14 protein-coding genes are annotated in these 16,262 nt (G+C 66.5%); 1 reads left to right on the forward strand and 13 read right to left on the reverse strand.

Annotation, left to right across the window (positions count from 1 at the left end; genetic code table 11):
- Positions 1-70 precede the first annotated feature (70 nt).
- From argB to rpmH, 5 genes are read right to left on the reverse strand one after another with little or no spacing between them, the layout of a single operon-like run.
- On the reverse strand, positions 71-955 hold the full coding sequence (gene argB, locus VIF40_RS01085) for an acetylglutamate kinase (RefSeq protein WP_331935667.1): 885 nt from the start codon (positions 953-955) through the stop codon (positions 71-73).
- 58 nt (positions 956-1,013) lie between these two features.
- Positions 1,014-1,676, reverse strand: a complete 663-nt coding sequence (yihA, locus tag VIF40_RS01090) for a ribosome biogenesis GTP-binding protein YihA/YsxC (protein ID WP_331935668.1) — start codon at positions 1,674-1,676, stop codon at positions 1,014-1,016.
- 32 nt (positions 1,677-1,708) lie between these two features.
- Complete coding sequence (gene yidC, locus VIF40_RS01095) at positions 1,709-3,550, reverse strand: membrane protein insertase YidC (RefSeq protein WP_331935669.1); 1,842 nt, start codon at positions 3,548-3,550, stop codon at positions 1,709-1,711.
- Complete coding sequence (gene rnpA / locus VIF40_RS01100) at positions 3,547-4,002, reverse strand: ribonuclease P protein component (protein WP_331935670.1); 456 nt, start codon at positions 4,000-4,002, stop codon at positions 3,547-3,549. Before rnpA ends, yidC begins: the two co-directional genes overlap by 4 nt.
- A 37-nt stretch (positions 4,003-4,039) precedes the next feature.
- Positions 4,040-4,174 carry a 50S ribosomal protein L34 gene (gene rpmH / locus VIF40_RS01105; protein WP_331935671.1) on the reverse strand — a complete coding sequence of 45 codons (135 nt, stop codon included), beginning with the start codon at positions 4,172-4,174 and terminating at the stop codon, positions 4,040-4,042.
- 856 nt (positions 4,175-5,030) lie between these two features.
- Here rpmH and ctrA point away from each other — a divergent pair.
- Complete coding sequence (ctrA, locus tag VIF40_RS01110; RefSeq protein ID WP_331935672.1) at positions 5,031-5,732, forward strand: response regulator transcription factor CtrA; 702 nt, start codon at positions 5,031-5,033, stop codon at positions 5,730-5,732.
- 141 nt (positions 5,733-5,873) lie between these two features.
- Here ctrA and VIF40_RS01115 read toward each other — a convergent pair whose 3' ends face one another.
- The 8 genes from VIF40_RS01115 to VIF40_RS01150 form a co-directional block, all read right to left on the reverse strand.
- Complete coding sequence (locus tag VIF40_RS01115) at positions 5,874-6,713, reverse strand: protein-glutamate O-methyltransferase CheR (RefSeq protein ID WP_331935673.1); 840 nt, start codon at positions 6,711-6,713, stop codon at positions 5,874-5,876.
- Positions 6,714-6,839: 126 nt separating this feature from the next.
- Positions 6,840-7,205, reverse strand: a complete 366-nt coding sequence (locus tag VIF40_RS01120; RefSeq protein ID WP_331935674.1) for a response regulator — start codon at positions 7,203-7,205, stop codon at positions 6,840-6,842.
- Entirely contained in the window at positions 7,202-7,738 is a 537-nt protein-coding gene (locus VIF40_RS01125; RefSeq protein ID WP_331935675.1) for a chemotaxis protein CheW, read from the reverse strand. Before VIF40_RS01125 ends, VIF40_RS01120 begins: the two co-directional genes overlap by 4 nt.
- The gene (locus tag VIF40_RS01130; protein WP_331935676.1) at positions 7,735-10,338 is read right to left on the reverse strand and encodes a hybrid sensor histidine kinase/response regulator; all 2,604 of its coding nucleotides are present in this window, start codon (positions 10,336-10,338) and stop codon (positions 7,735-7,737) included. The genes VIF40_RS01125 and VIF40_RS01130 overlap by 4 nt, the downstream gene beginning before the upstream one ends.
- Before the next feature lie 113 nt (positions 10,339-10,451).
- Positions 10,452-11,174 (reverse strand): histidine phosphotransferase ChpT, encoded by a 723-nt coding sequence (gene chpT / locus VIF40_RS01135; RefSeq protein WP_331935677.1) that lies wholly within the window; start codon positions 11,172-11,174, stop codon positions 10,452-10,454.
- 192 nt (positions 11,175-11,366) lie between these two features.
- Positions 11,367-13,496, reverse strand: a complete 2,130-nt coding sequence (locus VIF40_RS01140; RefSeq protein WP_331935678.1) for a TonB-dependent receptor — start codon at positions 13,494-13,496, stop codon at positions 11,367-11,369.
- Between the two features lie 48 nt (positions 13,497-13,544).
- Positions 13,545-14,885, reverse strand: a complete 1,341-nt coding sequence (locus VIF40_RS01145; protein ID WP_331935679.1) for a di-heme oxidoredictase family protein — start codon at positions 14,883-14,885, stop codon at positions 13,545-13,547.
- Complete coding sequence (locus VIF40_RS01150; protein WP_331935680.1) at positions 14,882-16,228, reverse strand: ABC transporter substrate-binding protein; 1,347 nt, start codon at positions 16,226-16,228, stop codon at positions 14,882-14,884. The genes VIF40_RS01145 and VIF40_RS01150 overlap by 4 nt, the downstream gene beginning before the upstream one ends.
- Positions 16,229-16,262: the final 34 nt, after the last annotated feature.

Genomic DNA, 16,262 nt, shown 5'->3' on the forward strand with positions numbered 1-16,262 from the left:
GACGCGATCCAGAGCCGTGGGGCGGCTCCAGGATCGCTTTGTCGCGACGCTCCTTTGGCCCGTCAATCCGTCACCTCGTGATCAGCGTGCCCGCGCCGTGATCGGTCAAAAGCTCGATCAGCACGGCGTGCGGCAGCTTGCCGTCGAGGATCACGACGCCCTCGACGCCGCGCTCGATCGCATACATGCAGGTCTCGACCTTGGGGATCATGCCGCCGGTGATGGTTCCGTCGGCGACGAGGCCCGGAATATCGGAGACTTTCAGCTCCTTGATGAGCTGCTTGTCCTTGTCGAGCACGCCCGGCACATCGGTGAGGAACAGGAGCCGCTTGGCGCCGAGCGCGCCGGCGATGGCGCCCGCGAAAGTGTCGGCGTTGATGTTGTAGGTCTCGCCGTCGAGACCCTGCGCCACCGGCGCCAGCACGGGGATCAGCTCGCGGCCGAGCAGCTGGTCCAGCACGGTGGTGTCGACCTTCGCCACCTCGCCGACGAACCCGAGGTCGATCGACTTGCCATTCTCGTGAGCCGGCCGCGCGAGCTTCTCGGCCGTCACCATGCGGCCGTCCTTGCCGCACAGGCCGATGGCGCGGCCGCCCTCGGAGTTGATGAAGCCGACGATCTGCTTGTTGATATAGCCGGCGAGCACCATCTCGACGATTTCCATCGTCGCCTTGTCGGTGACGCGCAGCCCGTCGGCGAATTCCGATTTTATGCCGAGCTTGCCCAGCATGGCGCCGATCTGCGGGCCGCCGCCATGCACGACGACGGGGTTCACGCCCGATTGCTCGAGCAGCACCATGTCGCGGGAGAAGTCGCGCGCGACCGTGTCGTCGCCCATGGCGTGGCCGCCATATTTCACCACGACGATGGCCTCGTCATAGCGCAGCATATGCGGCAGCGCCTGCATGAGAATACGGGCCTGCTGGAGCGCGCTGTCGGCCGAGTCCTCGGTCATGGGTCCGCCTCTGGTCAGATGAAGCTCGGCCCCGTTAGAACGGACGAGGCTGCAATATTCAAGCGTTTCGTTCGGCCAGCAGCCGCGCGATGCCGGCTCTCAGCTCCGCCACGCCCTCGCCCTTGTGAGAGGAGGTGACGGCGAGGCGCGGGAAGGCGGCGGGGCGCTTGGCCAGCGCGGCCTCCACCGCGGCGACGGCGGCGCCGCGCTCGGCGACCTTCAGCTCGTCGAGCTTCGTCAGCACGATCTGATAGGAGACGGCGGCGCGATCGAGCAGATCGAACATCTGCTCGTCGAGGTCCTTCACGCCGCGGCGGCTGTCGATGAGCACGAAGACGCGGAGCAGCGTGGCGCGGCCGCGCAGGAACTCCTCCATCAGCCGCGTCCAATTGGCGACCTTCTCCCTGCCGACGGCGGCGTAGCCATAGCCGGGCATGTCGACGAGGCGCAGCGGCTCCGCGCCCGGCTCGGCGCCGAGGGCGAAGAAATTGAGCTGCTGCGTGCGCCCCGGCGTGTTGGAGACGCGCGCCAGCGCCTTGCGGCCGGTCAGCGCGTTGAGGAGCGAGGATTTTCCGACATTGGAGCGGCCGGCGAAGGCGATCTCCGCCGGGCCGATCGGCGGCAGATCGCCGGATTTCGCGCTGGCGAATATGAATTCGCACGGGCCGGCGAAGAGCAGCCGGCCCGGCTCGATGAAGTCCTCGTCGCGGGCTTCGTCCAAAGGTCGCTCCGAGGGTCGTGTCCGCTGCGTGATCAGGCGGCCTTTTTGAAGGTGAAGGTCTTCTTCATATTGTCCCACAGCTCGAACTTCACGCCGGCGCGCTTCATGATGATCCACTGCTGGGTGACCGAGAGCACATTGTTCCAGGTCCAGTAGATCACGAGGCCGGAGGCGAAGCTGCCGAGCGAGAAGGTGAAGATCACCGGCATCCAGGCGAAGGCCATTTTCTGGATTTCGTCGGTCGGCTCCGGATTCATCTTCATCTGCGCCCACATGGAGACGCCCATGATGAGCGGCCAGACGCCGAGCCACAGAAACGAGCCGAACACCGGAATGTGAGTCGGATCGAAGGGGATGAGGCCGAACAGATTGAAGATATTGGTCGGGTCCGGCGCCGAGAGGTCCTTGATCCAGCCATAGAAGGGCGCGTGGCGCATCTCGATGGTGATGACCAGCACCTTGTAGAGCGAGAAGAACACCGGAATTTGCAGCAGAGCGGGGAGGCAGCCGCCGGCCGGATTGACCTTCTCGCGGCGGAACAGCTCCATCTGCTCGCGGCTCATCGCCTGCTTGTCGCTGCCGTATTTTTCTTTCAGCGCCGCGATCTTGGGCTGAATTTCCTTCATCTTGGCGACCGCCAGATAGCTCTTGTTGGCGAGCGGCAGGAAGGCGATCTTCACCAGCACGGTGACGGCCAGAATGGCGAGGCCGAAATTGCCGAGCACATGGAACAGGCTGTCGATGATGCGGAACATCGGCCGGGTGAGGAAGTAGAACCATCCCCAATCGATGAGCCGGTCGAAGAGCTTGATGCCCTGCCCCTCATAGACGTCGAGCGTGTCGACGACCTTGGCGCCGGCGAAGACGCGCGAGGCGACCGAGCCGGAGGCGCCCGGCGCGATCGTGAGCGGCGCCTCGACCGTATCGGCCTGATAGGCCTTGTTCGTTCCGGCGCCGGAAGCCGAGAACCGCGCCACCAGCGTCCGGTCCTGCTGCGGCACCAGCACGGCGGCCCAGTATTTTTCCGTGAAGCCGAGCCAGCCGCCGGTCGCCTCGAAGGATTTGGCGCCGTGCGGCTCCTTTTCGATCTTCTCGAATTTGAGCTCCTGCAGGCCCGCCTCGCCCAGCACGCCGACAAAGCCCTCGTGCAGGGCGGCGTAGCCGGCGCTCTGCAGCGCGCCGATGCGCGACACGCGCAGATAGGGATAGACGGTCACGGCGCTCTGGCCGTGATTCTCGACGCTGTCCGCGACCGAGAACATATATTTGTCGTCGACCGAGATCTTGCGCTTGAAGACGAGGCCCTGGCCATTGTCGAAGGAGAGCGTCACCGGCCGATCGACGGCGAGCGACTCGCTGTCGGCGCTCCACAGCGTCTCGCTCGTCGGCAGGAGCGGCGGCGCCGAATCCTTGTCGGAGGCGAGGAAGCCCGATTCGGCGTAATAGGGTTGCGGCGCCCCCTCGGGCGAGAGCAGCACGATGATCGGGCTCTTGGGGTCGACCGTCTCGTGATAATTTTTCAGCGAGACGTCGTCGATGCGTCCGCCCTTCAGCGCGATCGAGCCGGAGATGGAGGGGGTGTCGATGGAGACGCGCTTGCTCTCGGCGAGCGCGGCCTCGCGCGTCTTCGGCGCGGGCTTGGCGATAAAGGCCTGCTGCGGCCGAGCCTGCTGGGCGGCGGGCGCGGCTTGATCGGCGGCGTGCTGCGCGGCCGGCTTGGTCTGCTGCGCGGCGGTGGGCCGCTGCTGCTGGGCGAGCTGCGCCTCTTTCTGCTGCTGGTCCAGCTTGGGGAAGGCGTAGAAAAAATCCCAGCCGGCGATCACCAGCATCGACAGGCCGGCCGCGATGAGGACATTCTTCGTATACTCGTTCATGACGCCTGCGGCCTGTCTTTCGAGTTGCGCTTGTTGCGGCCCGGGTTTCGAGCCGGGTTTCGGCCCGGGTTTCGGTCCTTGTCGCCCGGTCTGAGCTTCGTCAGTCCGTCCACGATCTGCGCCGTCAATTCGGGAAAGGGCGCCGTCAATGCGTCGGGCCGGGCGACGAAGACATAGTCATAGCCCGGAAGACCGGAAGCGCCACAGAGCCGCAGCGCCTCCTTCAAGCGGCGCCGAATGCGGTTGCGACCGACGGCGCCGGCGATCTTCTTCGTTACGGTGAAGCCGAAGCGCGGCGCATCCGCGTCGCCGCTCTCTCGCGCCGCCGCCTGCAGCTTGAAGGCGCGCGCGCCGCGGCTCAGCCCGCTCGCGGCGGCGCGCAGAAACTCGCGCCGTTTTCGCAAGCGCTGCGGCTTCTTCGTCCTCGTCGCGGCGGGGGTTTTCGCGCTCATGCCTCTCGCCCTCCTCTGGCCGAGAAGCCGGCGGGAATCAGGCGGACAGGCGCTTGCGTCCGCGGGCGCGGCGCGCCGCGAGGATATTGCGGCCGCCGACAGTCGCCATGCGGGCGCGAAAGCCGTGGCGGCGCTTGCGCACCAATTTGCTGGGTTGATATGTTCGCTTCACTTGGGGTCTCCGCTCGCTCAGGTCGCCGATCCGAGAGCCGTTCTCGCCGAGAGTTGTTCTCGTCTTGCGCCGACGGCTCGTCATCGGCCGGCCGCCGCCACGGCCCTCGATTTTCGTTCAGGTCTCGTCGGGCGTTTCATCGCCCCGCGGCCGTCGTGCTCCGCCTTTTTCGCGGGCGCACAAGCCCCCGCACGAAACGCGTCTTTCCGACGCCGCGCCGGCATATAGGAGAAAGCCCGCGTATAAGTCAATCGCGCAGCGCGGCGCTGTCGGGGCTGGCGCGCAGACGCGTTTCCAGCCTCATGACCGCGCTGTTCAGGATTCGTTAACCAGGTTCCAAAACTCCGGGGAGCGCTCGAGGAAGCGCCCCGCCCGAGCGGCGCTCGCCTTCGCCCTCCATGAGCCTCGATGGGGGAGGGGGCCTCGATGGGGGAGGGGAAACACTCATCCGGCGCCGCGTCTGCTCATCGGTCGCGGCGTCTCGTTGGCCCGATCGCCTCGCCGCGCCGTGGCTCGGCGCATGCGGCGGGGCTTTCGCGAAGCTTTCGCCGCGGAGTTTGCGTAGCGCCGGCCGGCTTCGCAGCCGGGCGAGCGGCTTGTATAACGATGAGGCCGGTCGATTCGTCCCCCTCGAGAGACGCTGTTCTCGGCTCGTCGCGGCCCTTAGCCGTCGACGATTAAGGTTCTGGTTTGCCGCCGGGCCGAAGGTCAGGGTTTGTTAACCATTACCGCTTAGCGTTTCGACAAATAGATATAGATCTTGGCGGGCGGCCGACGAATGCGCGGCGCATCGTCGACGCTCGGGCGACGCGACGGCGTCCGGGGACGATTTGGTGGAGCTGGGTGGGGACCGAAAATGCGCGTTTTACTGATAGAGGATGACAGCGCGACCGCTCAAAGCATCGAGCTCATGCTCAAATCCGAGAATTTCAACGTCTATACGACGGACCTCGGGGAAGAAGGCATAGATCTCGGAAAGCTCTACGATTACGACATCATCCTGCTCGATTTGAATCTGCCCGACATGTCCGGCTATGAGGTGCTGCGCACCTTGCGGGTCGCCAAGGTCAAGACGCCGATTCTGATCCTGTCCGGCCTCGCCGGCATCGAGGACAAGGTGAAGGGTCTGGGCTTCGGCGCTGACGATTATCTGACCAAGCCCTTCCACAAGGACGAGCTGGTGGCGCGTATTCACGCCATTGTTCGCCGCTCGAAGGGCCATGCCCAATCGATCATCACGACGGGCGATCTCGTCGTCAATCTGGACCAGAAGACGGTCGAGGTCTCCGGCGCGCGCGTGCATCTGACCGGCAAGGAATATCAGATGCTCGAGCTGCTCTCGCTGCGCAAGGGCACCACGCTGACCAAGGAGATGTTCCTCAATCATCTCTATGGCGGCATGGACGAGCCGGAGCTCAAGATCATCGACGTCTTCATCTGCAAGCTGCGAAAGAAGCTCGCCAACGCCAGCGACGGCCGCAACTACATAGAGACGGTGTGGGGCCGCGGCTATGTGCTGCGCGAGCCGAGCGAAGCCGACGAGCGCATCACCGCCTGAGGCGGAAAGCGCGAGACCGGCGACATGCCGAGGGGCCCGATTCGGGCCCCTTCGCATGTCGCGGGCTGATTTCTTCCGGCCGGCTCTGATGGGCGATGACGGGGCTCTGGTCGGGGCCGCGTCGGGCCGCGCCCCTTTGCCTCAGACGCCGTTCACCGATCGCCGTCGTGGCGCGAGACGGCGCCGCAGAATACGGCAATCCCCGGAGGTGGAGGGCGCGAAGCGCTCGTCGAACTCCATCGTCTCCGCCGCCCCGAGGATCAGAACGCCGTCTTCCGCGAGGACGCCGAAGAGGCGCGTCAACACCTCGCGCCTCACCTCGGGCTCGAAATACATGAGCACATTGCGGCAAAAGATCACGTCGCATGGCCCGACATCGCGAAATTGGTCGAGCAGATTGACCCTGCGGAAGACGACGCGCGCCCGCAGCGCGTCGCTGACGCGCCATTGTCCCCTATGGGGCTCGAGATATCGCAGCAGCCGCGCGGTGGAGAGGCCCCTCTGCGCCTCGAACTGGCTGTAGACGCCCCGGCGCGCGATCTCGAGCGCGGACTCGGAAATATCCGTCGCCGTTATTTCGACCTTCCAATCCTCGAGATCGGGCTCCGATTCCGCGAGCGCCATGGCGATCGAATAGGGCTCCTGGCCCGTCGAGCAGGCTGCCGACCAGATGCGCAGGCGCCGCGTCTCGGCGCGTCGCGTCATCAGATCGGGCAGCCATTCCTGCCTCAGCCGCTCGAAGGGGACGCGATCGCGAAAAAACGAGGTCTCGTTATTCGTCATCGCGTCGACGACGCGTTGCAGCAGCGCCTCGTCCTCGCGCGTCTCGATGAGGCGCATGAGCGCGGCGAGATCGCGACAGTCATGCGCGCGCATGATCGGCTCGAGCCGGCTCTGGGCGAAATAGAGCTTGTCGGCGTCGAGCGAGATTCCGGCGAGCGAGCCGATCAGGCGGCGCAGCCGCGCGAAGGCGAGGCTCATCGCTGGTTCTCCGCGGCGGCTGTCGCGCGCGCCGCGCCGCGCCGAGAATGGCGAGCCGCCGCTGTTTTCCGCATCCCCCTTCGCTCGAAAGAGCGTCCCTCGTTCCTGCCGCCAGTGACGCGCGTCTCAGATGACGCCGATGTCCTCGAGCTTGGACCGCACGACATGCTGGTCGAACGGCTTCATTATGTATTCGTCGGCGCCGGCGTCCATCGCCTGCGCGATATAGCTCGCCTCGTTCTCGGTGGTGCAGAACACCACTTTCGGCGCCGCGCCGCCCGGCATCTTGCGCAGCGCGCGCAGGAATTCGAAGCCGTCCATCTCCGGCATGTTCCAGTCGAGCAGGATCGCGTCCGGCATCGCCAGCTCGCAGACGATGAGCGCCTTGCGGCCGTTCTCGGCCTCCACCGTGGTGAATTGCATCCCTTCGAGAATGCGGCGTGCGACCTTCCGGATGACGGCGGAATCGTCCACGACCAGAATCTGCTTCATAACTCTCCTCCTCGGGGTGCGTCTCTCATATGCCCGCCGCATTCGCCGGTTCGCGACAGGCGCCTCAGCAGCGCGCCGATGTCGAGGATCGGCAGGAAGTCGTCCTCGAGGCGGTAGCAGGCGTTGGTGGTTTCGACGAATTGCTGCCGGACATGCGTCGGGCAGGCGATGCGGTCGTCCTCCTCGCAGGTGACGACGTCGCCGGTCTCGTCGATGAGCAGAGCGTAGCGTTCGCCATTGTGCTCGATGCAGACGGCGAGCGTCGAATCGGGACGGCCGCCGTCGTCGATCTCGAGGCAGCGGTCGAGCCGCACCGCGGTGACGATGCGGCCGCGCAGATTGGCGAGGCCGGCGATCTCGCGCGGGGCGAGCGGAACCGGCGTAACCTGCTCGACATGGAAGATGGTCTTCACGCATTCGACCGGCAGGCCGAAAGTGTGCCCGCGCACCTTTATGGTGAAATTGCGCGTCTGCTGGTCGGGCGCCTCGTCCTGTCGGCGTCGTCCGCTCGCGTCGCGTTGCGGCCTGTTCATGCGGCGAGCTCCGACATGATGCGCAATTCGAGATCGCGCGGCGCCGTGTCCGTCTTGTCGAGCAGGCTGCCGACGCATTCGATCAGCGCGCGCCGATCGAATTTGCCGGTGACCGCGGCGATGCCGCAGGCCTTGGCGGCGGCCAGCACGCTGGGCGCCGCCTGCGCGGCGAGCGCCACCACCGGCAGCTCGGCGAGGCCGGGCAGCGCATGCAGCGCGCGCGCGAAATTATAGCCGTCCATCTCCGGCATATCCGTATCCGTCACCACCGCCTCGACGGAGAGCCCTTTGCGCAGGAAGGACAGCGCCTCCGGAGCCGAGGCCGCGGTGGTCACGTCATAGCCGGCGGAGCCGAGAATCGGCGCCAGCATGTCGCGGAAGAAGGCCTTGTCGTCGACGAGCAGGATGCGGTGCCGCTTGTTGACGCCGCGCGCCAGAGCGGCGGGACAGGCGATGCGCATGAAATAAGTGGCGTCGAGGAATTCGACGATCTCGCCGCCGAGCTGGATCGAGCCGAGAATATGCGGGGAATTGCTCTCCCTCCGCAGGTCGAGAATCTCATCGGTGACGTCGACGATGTCCTCGATCAGCAGGCCCATGGACTGGCCCGCCCCCGACAGCACGAGAATCGGGCAGGAGGGGCGGTCGAGCGACATGTCGGCCGTCGCCGGAATGATCGGCAGCAGGCTGTCGCGATAGGCCATGACGAAGGCGCCGTCCGAGGCGATCAGCCGTTCGCGCGGCACATCCTCGATGCGCAGCACGAGCGACAGAGGCAGCGCCTTCATCGGACCCGGGCCCGCCTTGACGAGAATGATGCGGGTCTTCTCCGCGCGCGGGACGAAGACCTCCGGCGTCGCCGCTTCGGCCGGACGCTCCCCCAGCCGTTGCAGTCCGGCGCGATCGAGCAGCGCGGCCGGATCGAGAATGAGCACCACCGATCCGTCGCCGAGAATCGTCTGGCCCGAGAAGACGCCGAGGCGCGCCACCGCGCTCACCAGAGGCTCGATGACGATTTCCTGCACATCGGCGATCGTCTCCACCAGCAGGCCGAAGCGCGCGCTGCCGATGCGCAGCACGACGACGAAGCCGTCTTGCATCTCCTCTTCCGCCGGACGGCCGAGGCCGAGCGTCGCGGCGAGATCGAGCAGCGGCAGCACGTCGTTGCGCAGGCGCAGCACCGGCGCGTCGTGAATGAACTGGATCATATGCTCGAAGCCGTGGCCGACGCCGACCAGCTCGACCACGGTCATCTGCGGTATCGCGAAGCGCGAGCCATTGCTCGACAGGATCAGCGCCGGCGTGATGGCGAGCGTCAGCGGAATGCGCAGCGTCACGCGGGCGCCCTTGCCGGCGCGCGAGCTCAGCGAGACGGAGCCGCCGATCGACTGGATGTTCTCGCGCACCACATCCATGCCGACGCCGCGGCCGGAGACCTTGGTGACGCCGTCCGCGGTCGAGAAGCCCGGCGCGAAGACATATTCGAACAGCTCGCTGTCGGTGAATTTGGAAATATCGGGCTCGGTGAGCAGCCCCACCGCCAAGGCTTTGGCGTGGATGCGCGCGACGTCGAGCCCGCGGCCGTCGTCGGCGATGTCGATGATGATCTGGCCGGCGTCATAGGCCGCGCGCACCGTGATGACGCCGGTCTCGTTCTTGCCGATGCGGGCGCGCTCGGCGGGCGGCTCGATGCCGTGATCGGCGCAATTGCGGATGATATGGGTCAGCGGCGCGCGAATGAGCTCGATCACCTGCCGGTCGAGCTCGGTGTCGGAGCCTTCCGTCGTGACGACGATCTTCTTGGCGAGATCGAGGGCGAGATCGCGCACCAGCCGCGGCAGCGTCGAGAACAGCCGTCCGACCGGCTGCATGCGCGCGCTCATCACCGCATCCTGCAGGTCGCCGGTGATGTTGGAGAGCGTCTGCACCGAGCTGGTCAGCGCCTCGTCGCCGCCGCCCCAGGAGCCCGACAATTCGAGCAGCCGATTGCGGGTCGAGACCAGCTCGGAGACGATGCCCATCAGCCGATCGAGCACATTGACCGAGACGCGCACCGTCTCGCCGATATGGGCGACGCTGGGATAGGCCTCGCCCGGCGCCGACGCCGCGGCGCGCGACGCGGGCGCCGCCGCGAGCCTCGCTTCCGCGACATCGGAGGGTTGCGGCTCGTCCTCGCCGAGGCGCGCGCGGCGCGTCGCCTCTTCCAGCGCGACGACGAGCTCGCCGTCGTCGCCAGGGAGCTCTTCCTCCGAGCGGCCCATCTCGGCGAGAATGTCCTTCAGCCGATCGACGGCGGCGAAGATCAGAGTGATATGCGTGTCGCGGACCGGGGCGCCGTCGCGCAGCGCGCCGATGAGCGCCTCGGTCGAATGGGTCAGCCGGCCGACGCGCGGCAGCTTCAGAAAGCCGCTGGTGCCTTTGATCGTGTGAATATGCCGGAACAGGCTGGCGATGAGCGCCTGATCGCCGGGGTCCTTCTCGAGACAGACGAGCTCCATCGTCGCCGAGTCGATATGCTCGGTGGTCTCGACGAGGAAATCATTGAGGAGCTCGTCCATGGCGTCGTTTGTCTCGGGCCGCTCGTGCGGCGTCGACGCCATTCTTGACGCATTCTGGTTAAGAGAACTGAAATTCCCGCGCTCGAGGTCGGCTCGCGTGACGATCGACGACCGAAATTCGCCGAAACGGCGGCGCCGCGGGCGTCTCGATCGTGTCAGGCCCGGATCGCGGCCTGCGCTTTCTCGGTCTGCGCTTCGGTCTCGGCCTGCGCGTCGTTTTCATGCGCCGTCGGCGCGGCGGCCGGCCGGGCCGTGATCGTCACATGTTCGGACTGGGCGGAGATCTCGACATCGAGCCCGGCCGCCTGGGCCACGAGCCCGGCGTAATAGACCTGAATGGCGCGCGCGTCGACGACGCCGTCCTCCGGCAGGCCGGCGAGCAGGCCCGGAATCGCCGCGGCGATGCGGGCGTTGACGCCCTTGGCGTCGAGGGTGAAGGCGATCTCGTCGCCGGAGCCGGTCGAGGCGACGGAGATCACGCCGCCGCGCGGGATCGCCGCATCGGCGATCAGGCAGAGATTGAGCAGCAGCTTCACCTTGTTCTTCGACATCAGCACGCGCGGCACGCCCCATTCGAGCTTGGTGCGCTCGTCGGCGAGCAGCTGGCGGGTCACATGCTCGGCGTCGCCGGTGTCGATCTCGGCGCCTTTGGAGCCCGCGGCGCCGAAGGCGAGCCGGCAGAATTGCAGCCGGGCGGAGGCTTCCGCCGCGCTCGATTTGATCAGCGCCAGCGCATGGCCGCGCATCTCGGCGTCCTTCTCCTCCTCGAGCACCTCGAGCCCGTTGACGATCGCGCCGACGGGCGAGATCACGTCATGGCAGACGCGGGAGGAGAGCAGCGCGGCGAGATCGAGGGAGTCGAGCGCGAATTTGGTCATGAGGCCATCCGAAGGAGCCGCCGGCGCGCCGCGAGGCGGCTCCGGCCGAAGCGGGAACGTCGGCGAACGAATCACCAGCGCCCCTTTTCCCCATTGGTAGCCGCGCAGCGCCCGCTTGCAAAGCGTCGCCGAGGGACCGCCGAAAGGAGCCGCCTAAAGGGACCGCCCGAGGCGGGCGGTCCCCCGGCCGGGTCAGAATGTCGCCTTGGCTCCGACATAGAAGCTGCGGCCGGCCTCCGGATAGCCGTCGGTGAAGGTGTAGGCGGTGTCGAACAGATTGCGCACGCCGCCTTCGAGCTTCAAATTCGGGTGAACTTGATACTCGGCCTGGAGATTGGTCAGGAAATAGGCGCCGGTCCGATAATAGATCGTCCCCGCCGTGTTCGAGGTCCAGCGATTGCCGGCCATCTCGATGTTGGGCGTCAGCGTCAGCCCCTCTAGCGGCCGCCAGCCGGCGTAGAGGAACATTTTGCCGTCCGGCACGCCGGTCGGCTGGAAGTTGAGGATGTAAGGCGCGTAGACCGAGCGGCGCATCAGCGTCAGATTTCCGCCGAGCGAGAGATCGTCCGCCACGCGATAGTCGACCGAGATCTCGCCGCCCCAGAAGCTGGCGTCGCCGACATTCTGGCTCTGGGTGACGCTCGCGCCATAGGCGGGCGCCGGCACCGATTGGATCAGATTGCGCACGATCGAGTGGAAGGCGTCCAATTGAATGCGGCTGCCCGGCGCGAATTCGCTCGCCCAGCCGAGATCGAAATTGATCGCGCGCTCGGGCACGAGGCCGGGGTTGGAGGTGGCGCCGCCGAAACGCGAGCTGAAACGCTCGAAGATCGTCGGGAAGCGCTCGCGGTCGGAGACGTTGAAATAGACCTTGTTCGTGTCGCTGTAGCGCCAGATCGCCGCGCCTTGGAAATTCGGCGCCTGCGTGTCCTTCAGCTGATAGCCGATGACGCCCGTGGCGACCACGAAATCATCTGCCTTGCGCAGATGGCGCCAGTCGTAGGCGAAGCCGCCGACGAGATCGATGTCCTTGGTCGGATGAAAGGTGTTCTCGACCGCGATCGAATAAGTGTCTTCCTGCGTGTAGACGACCGGCTGGGTGAAGCAGATGACGTTTATGACGCATCCGGTCGATTTATTGGCGACATTGACGCCGTAATATTCCTGCCAGGTGGCATGCTCGTCGAAGCGGTAGTGGCCGGCGATCTTCAGCGTGTCGACCTCGCCGAAATCATGTCCCGCCTCTATGTCCGCGCCGAGCGCATAGTCCTGATAATAGCTGCGGAAGGCTTTGGCGCTCGACTGATAGGCCTGGTAGGGGTCGTTGTAGGAGAAGAGGTCGTTGTCGAACTTGCTCCAATAGGCCTTGGTCTTCACATAGGAAGAATCGCCGATCTTGGTGTTGGACAGGAAATAGAGATTCTGCACGCGCCAGTAGGGCCAGCGCCAATAGCGTTGGCTGTTCAGCCCGTCGGTCGTGTGGTAGGGCGCGCCCTTCTTGCCGTCCTGGCGGATGAAGCTCAGCGAATATTCGTCGGTGGCGTTGGGCGTCACGCCGGCCTTGGCGTTGAGGCTCCAATCATAGGCCGCCGAATTGCCGCGGAAGCCGTCGCCCTGATTATTGGTCGGCGTGTAGCTCTCCGGCAGCATCCAGCCGCGCAGATCGCGCCAGGCGCCGCTGAGCTGGAGATAATAATTCTCCTGCTTCGTGCCGAGCAGGCCATAGGTCTTGATGCCCTCATAGCTGCCGTCGCGGCCGAATTCGAGGCCGGTGCGCACCTCGCCCTCGATCTCCCTGGTCGGCTTGCGCGAGACGAGATTGATCTGGCCGCCCATGCCGCCCGGCCCGTCGAGCACGGAGACATAGCCCTTGGCGATCTGCACGGAGGCGATATCCGGCGTCAGGAAGCGCGCGAAATCGAGACGATTGTCGGCCGGCAGATAGACGCGCACGCCGTCCACGGTGAGCGGAACCTGCCAGCGATCGAAGCCGCGCACATAGACGTTCTGCTCATTGCGCGTGCCGCCGGTCGAATTGCTGACGACGCCGGCGGCGAGATTGACGGCGCGATCGAGAGAATCGCGCTGGAAGGTCTCGTTCTGGCGGTTGCTGAGCGTCACGCCGCCATAGGAGTCGGTCTGCTGCACGGGCGCCGGGGCGTCGTCCTTCTTCTTCTCGGGCGGCGCGCTCTTGCGCTCGGCGCCGACGTGAATCTCGCCGAGATCGAAAGGCTGCGGCTGCTCGGCGGCCAGCGCCGCGTAGCTCCCGAGGAGCGCGACGACGCTCACGGCGCCGAATGGCGCGAGTTTGCTAGATTTCATGGTTCTTCCCCCGATTGTCTCGACTGCGCATCCCGAGAAGGATCGCCATTAGAGCGACCCCAGAAATTCGAGCAGCGCCCCTCGCTCCTCGCGCGTCAGTCCGCGAAACCCATCCGCCGCGGTCGCGGCCTCGCCGGCGTGCCAGAGGATCGCCTCGGCGACGCTGCGGGCGCGGCCGTCATGGAGAAAATCCGCGGGCGTTCCATAGCGGCCGGCGAGGCCGAGGCCCCATAGCGGCGGCGTGCGCCAGTCGCGCGGACCGGCCTCGAAATCCTCGCGCCCATCGGCGAGCCCATCGCCCATGTCATGCAGCAGAAGATCGCTATAGGGATGGATCTCCGTCCCGCTCAGCCATGGCGCGAAACCGACCGGGCCGAGCCTCATCGTCTCGCGATGGCAGGACGCGCAGCCGATTGCGCGGAACAGCGCCTCCCCTTTGGCGACGCGCGGATCGGTGAGATCGCGCCGGGCCGGCACGGCGAGGCCGCGCATATAGTCGAGCGAGGCCTCGAGCCGAGTGTAGGAGAGCTCGATCTGCGATCCCGCCGCCGCGCGGCATTCCGTCTGGACGGCGGCGCAATTGGGCTCCGGGAAGAGATAGGAGGAGACGCCGATGTCCTCGGCGAAGGCGTTGGCGATCTGCTGGCGCAGATCCGGCTGATTGGCCTTGAGGCCGAAGCGGCCGAGCGCCATGCGGCCGGCCGCCATGTCATAGACATGGTTCGGCCGGCCGCGGCTCTGGCCCGCCGCATAGCGTAAAATCTCCTCCTCGGGCACGGCCTCGAGCAGGCCGAGGCCGAAGACCGGCGGCGCATTGCGCAGCGATATCCGCACATTGTCGCCGAGCGGCCCATAGGCGAGATCGCGAAAGGAGAGGCGCGGCCGGCGTAGCGAGACCGTCTCGCCATCGCCGAGCCGCGACTCGACCGCGTCGAATTCCACGATCGCGCGGCCCTCGCCGGCGACGCCGGGATTGCCCTCCGGATTGAGCTGGCCGCCATAGGCCGGATGGGGCAGGGGCCCGCCATGGGCGTCGCGGCCGGGGAGGCCGAGCCGAACCACCATGGCGCGGGCGATTCCATTCTCCGGGTCCGGCGCCGGACCGCGGCCGTTCTTCACATGGCAGGCGATGCAGGAGAGCCGGTTATAGAGCGGGCCGAGCCCGGTGATCTCGCTTTGGTCCTGCGACGGGCCGATGACCCAGGCCTGCCGAAACAGCGCGCTCCCCTGCCGAAAGCCACGCAGAAAACCCTCGTCCAATCCGGCGATCGGCCGGGAAAAGGCGTCGCCGTCGAGCTTCGCGTTCTCGTAGGGCGCGCCGGCGGCGAGAAAAAACAGAGCGAATGGAAGAAAAAACAGAGCGAATGGGAGAAGCGGCCGCCGCGTCACAGACGCTGCTCGGCGGAAGCGACAAGGCTCAGCGCCTCGGCTCGGGCCGATGAAATTTCTGCGCGCCAGCGGGCGGCGAGATCGCCGTCCTCCAGCTTGCGGTTGGAAAAACGATCGAGAAATGCGGAGGCGCTCGCTTGCGCCTCGGAAACGGGCGTGAAGCCGGCGAGCTTGCGCGCCCTGGCGACGGCGGCGCTTCCCGCGGCGTCGGGGGCTGCGGCGAGCCGCGCCTCGGCGGCGTGAATGGCGCGCCACAGGCGCTGCGTCTCGGCGTGGCGCTCGGTAATGGCGAGATCGAAGAGCACGCTGACGACGCCCGGCCGACGGCGGCCGATCTCGGCGTCATAAGGATAGAAGGTCCCCGGCGGCAGAGCGAAGGGGTCGACCACCGCCGCCGGCTTGCCGGCATAGGCGTCGGGCCGCGCCGGATGGCGGCTGCTGTCGGCCTCCATCATCAGCTTCTGGCCCTTGGCCGAGAGCGCGAAATCGACGAAGGCCCTGGCCGCCTCGAGACGGCGCGTTGCCGCCGTGACGGCGATATGCGCGGGCAGAAAGGCTGTCTTCTCGGGATAGACGAAGGCGACCGACTCGCCATTGGCCAGCGCGTTGAAGGCGAAGAAATCGATCGTCAGGCCGAGCGCCGCGCGCCCCTCCTTGACGGTCGCCGTCGGGCCGGCGCCCGAGCCGAGCAGCTCCGCGCCGCCGGCGATCTCGCCGAGCAGCGCCCAGCCGCGCTCCCAGCCCTCCGACTGCAGGATGATGTCATAGAGCGCCGGTGAAAAGCCGACCTTGGCGGGAATCGGCATCGCGATGCGCCCGGCATAGGCGGGCGAGGCGAGGTCGCTCCAGCTCTTAGGATGCTTCAGCCCATCGCGCGCGAGCGCGGCCGGGTCCACGACGATCCCATAGCCGGCGACGTCATAGGCCTCGAACAGTCCATTCGGGTCCGACAGGATCTGCCCGCCGAGCCGGCCAGGCAGCGCCGCCCGGTCGACCGAGAATTTCTGAAAGGCGCCGCGGTCTCGCAATATAGGGAAGTTTCCGAGAGCGGGGGCCCAATAGACGTCGGCGCCGCCCTGCGCCGTCTCGCTCAGCAGGGCCAGCGCGTCGCGCGACTGCTTCCAGACGAATTGGACGTGAACGCCCGGATGGAGCTTCTCGAACTCGGATTCATAACGCGTCGTCAGCTCTTCCGGGAAAGAGGTGACGACGATGAGGCGCTCGTCCGCCGCAAGCGCGGGCCTGCCGAGCAGGGCGAGGCCGAGCGCGGAAGGGATGGCCGCGACGACGTTGCGGCGGCTTGGGCGGAGAGCGATCCGATTCGTTATGTCGCGGTGATACATAATGAAAACATAAAAGCGACGCCGCGGCCCTGTC

It is taken from the genome of Methylosinus sp. (genome assembly GCF_036560965.1).
Lineage (GTDB): Bacteria > Pseudomonadota > Alphaproteobacteria > Rhizobiales > Beijerinckiaceae > Methylosinus.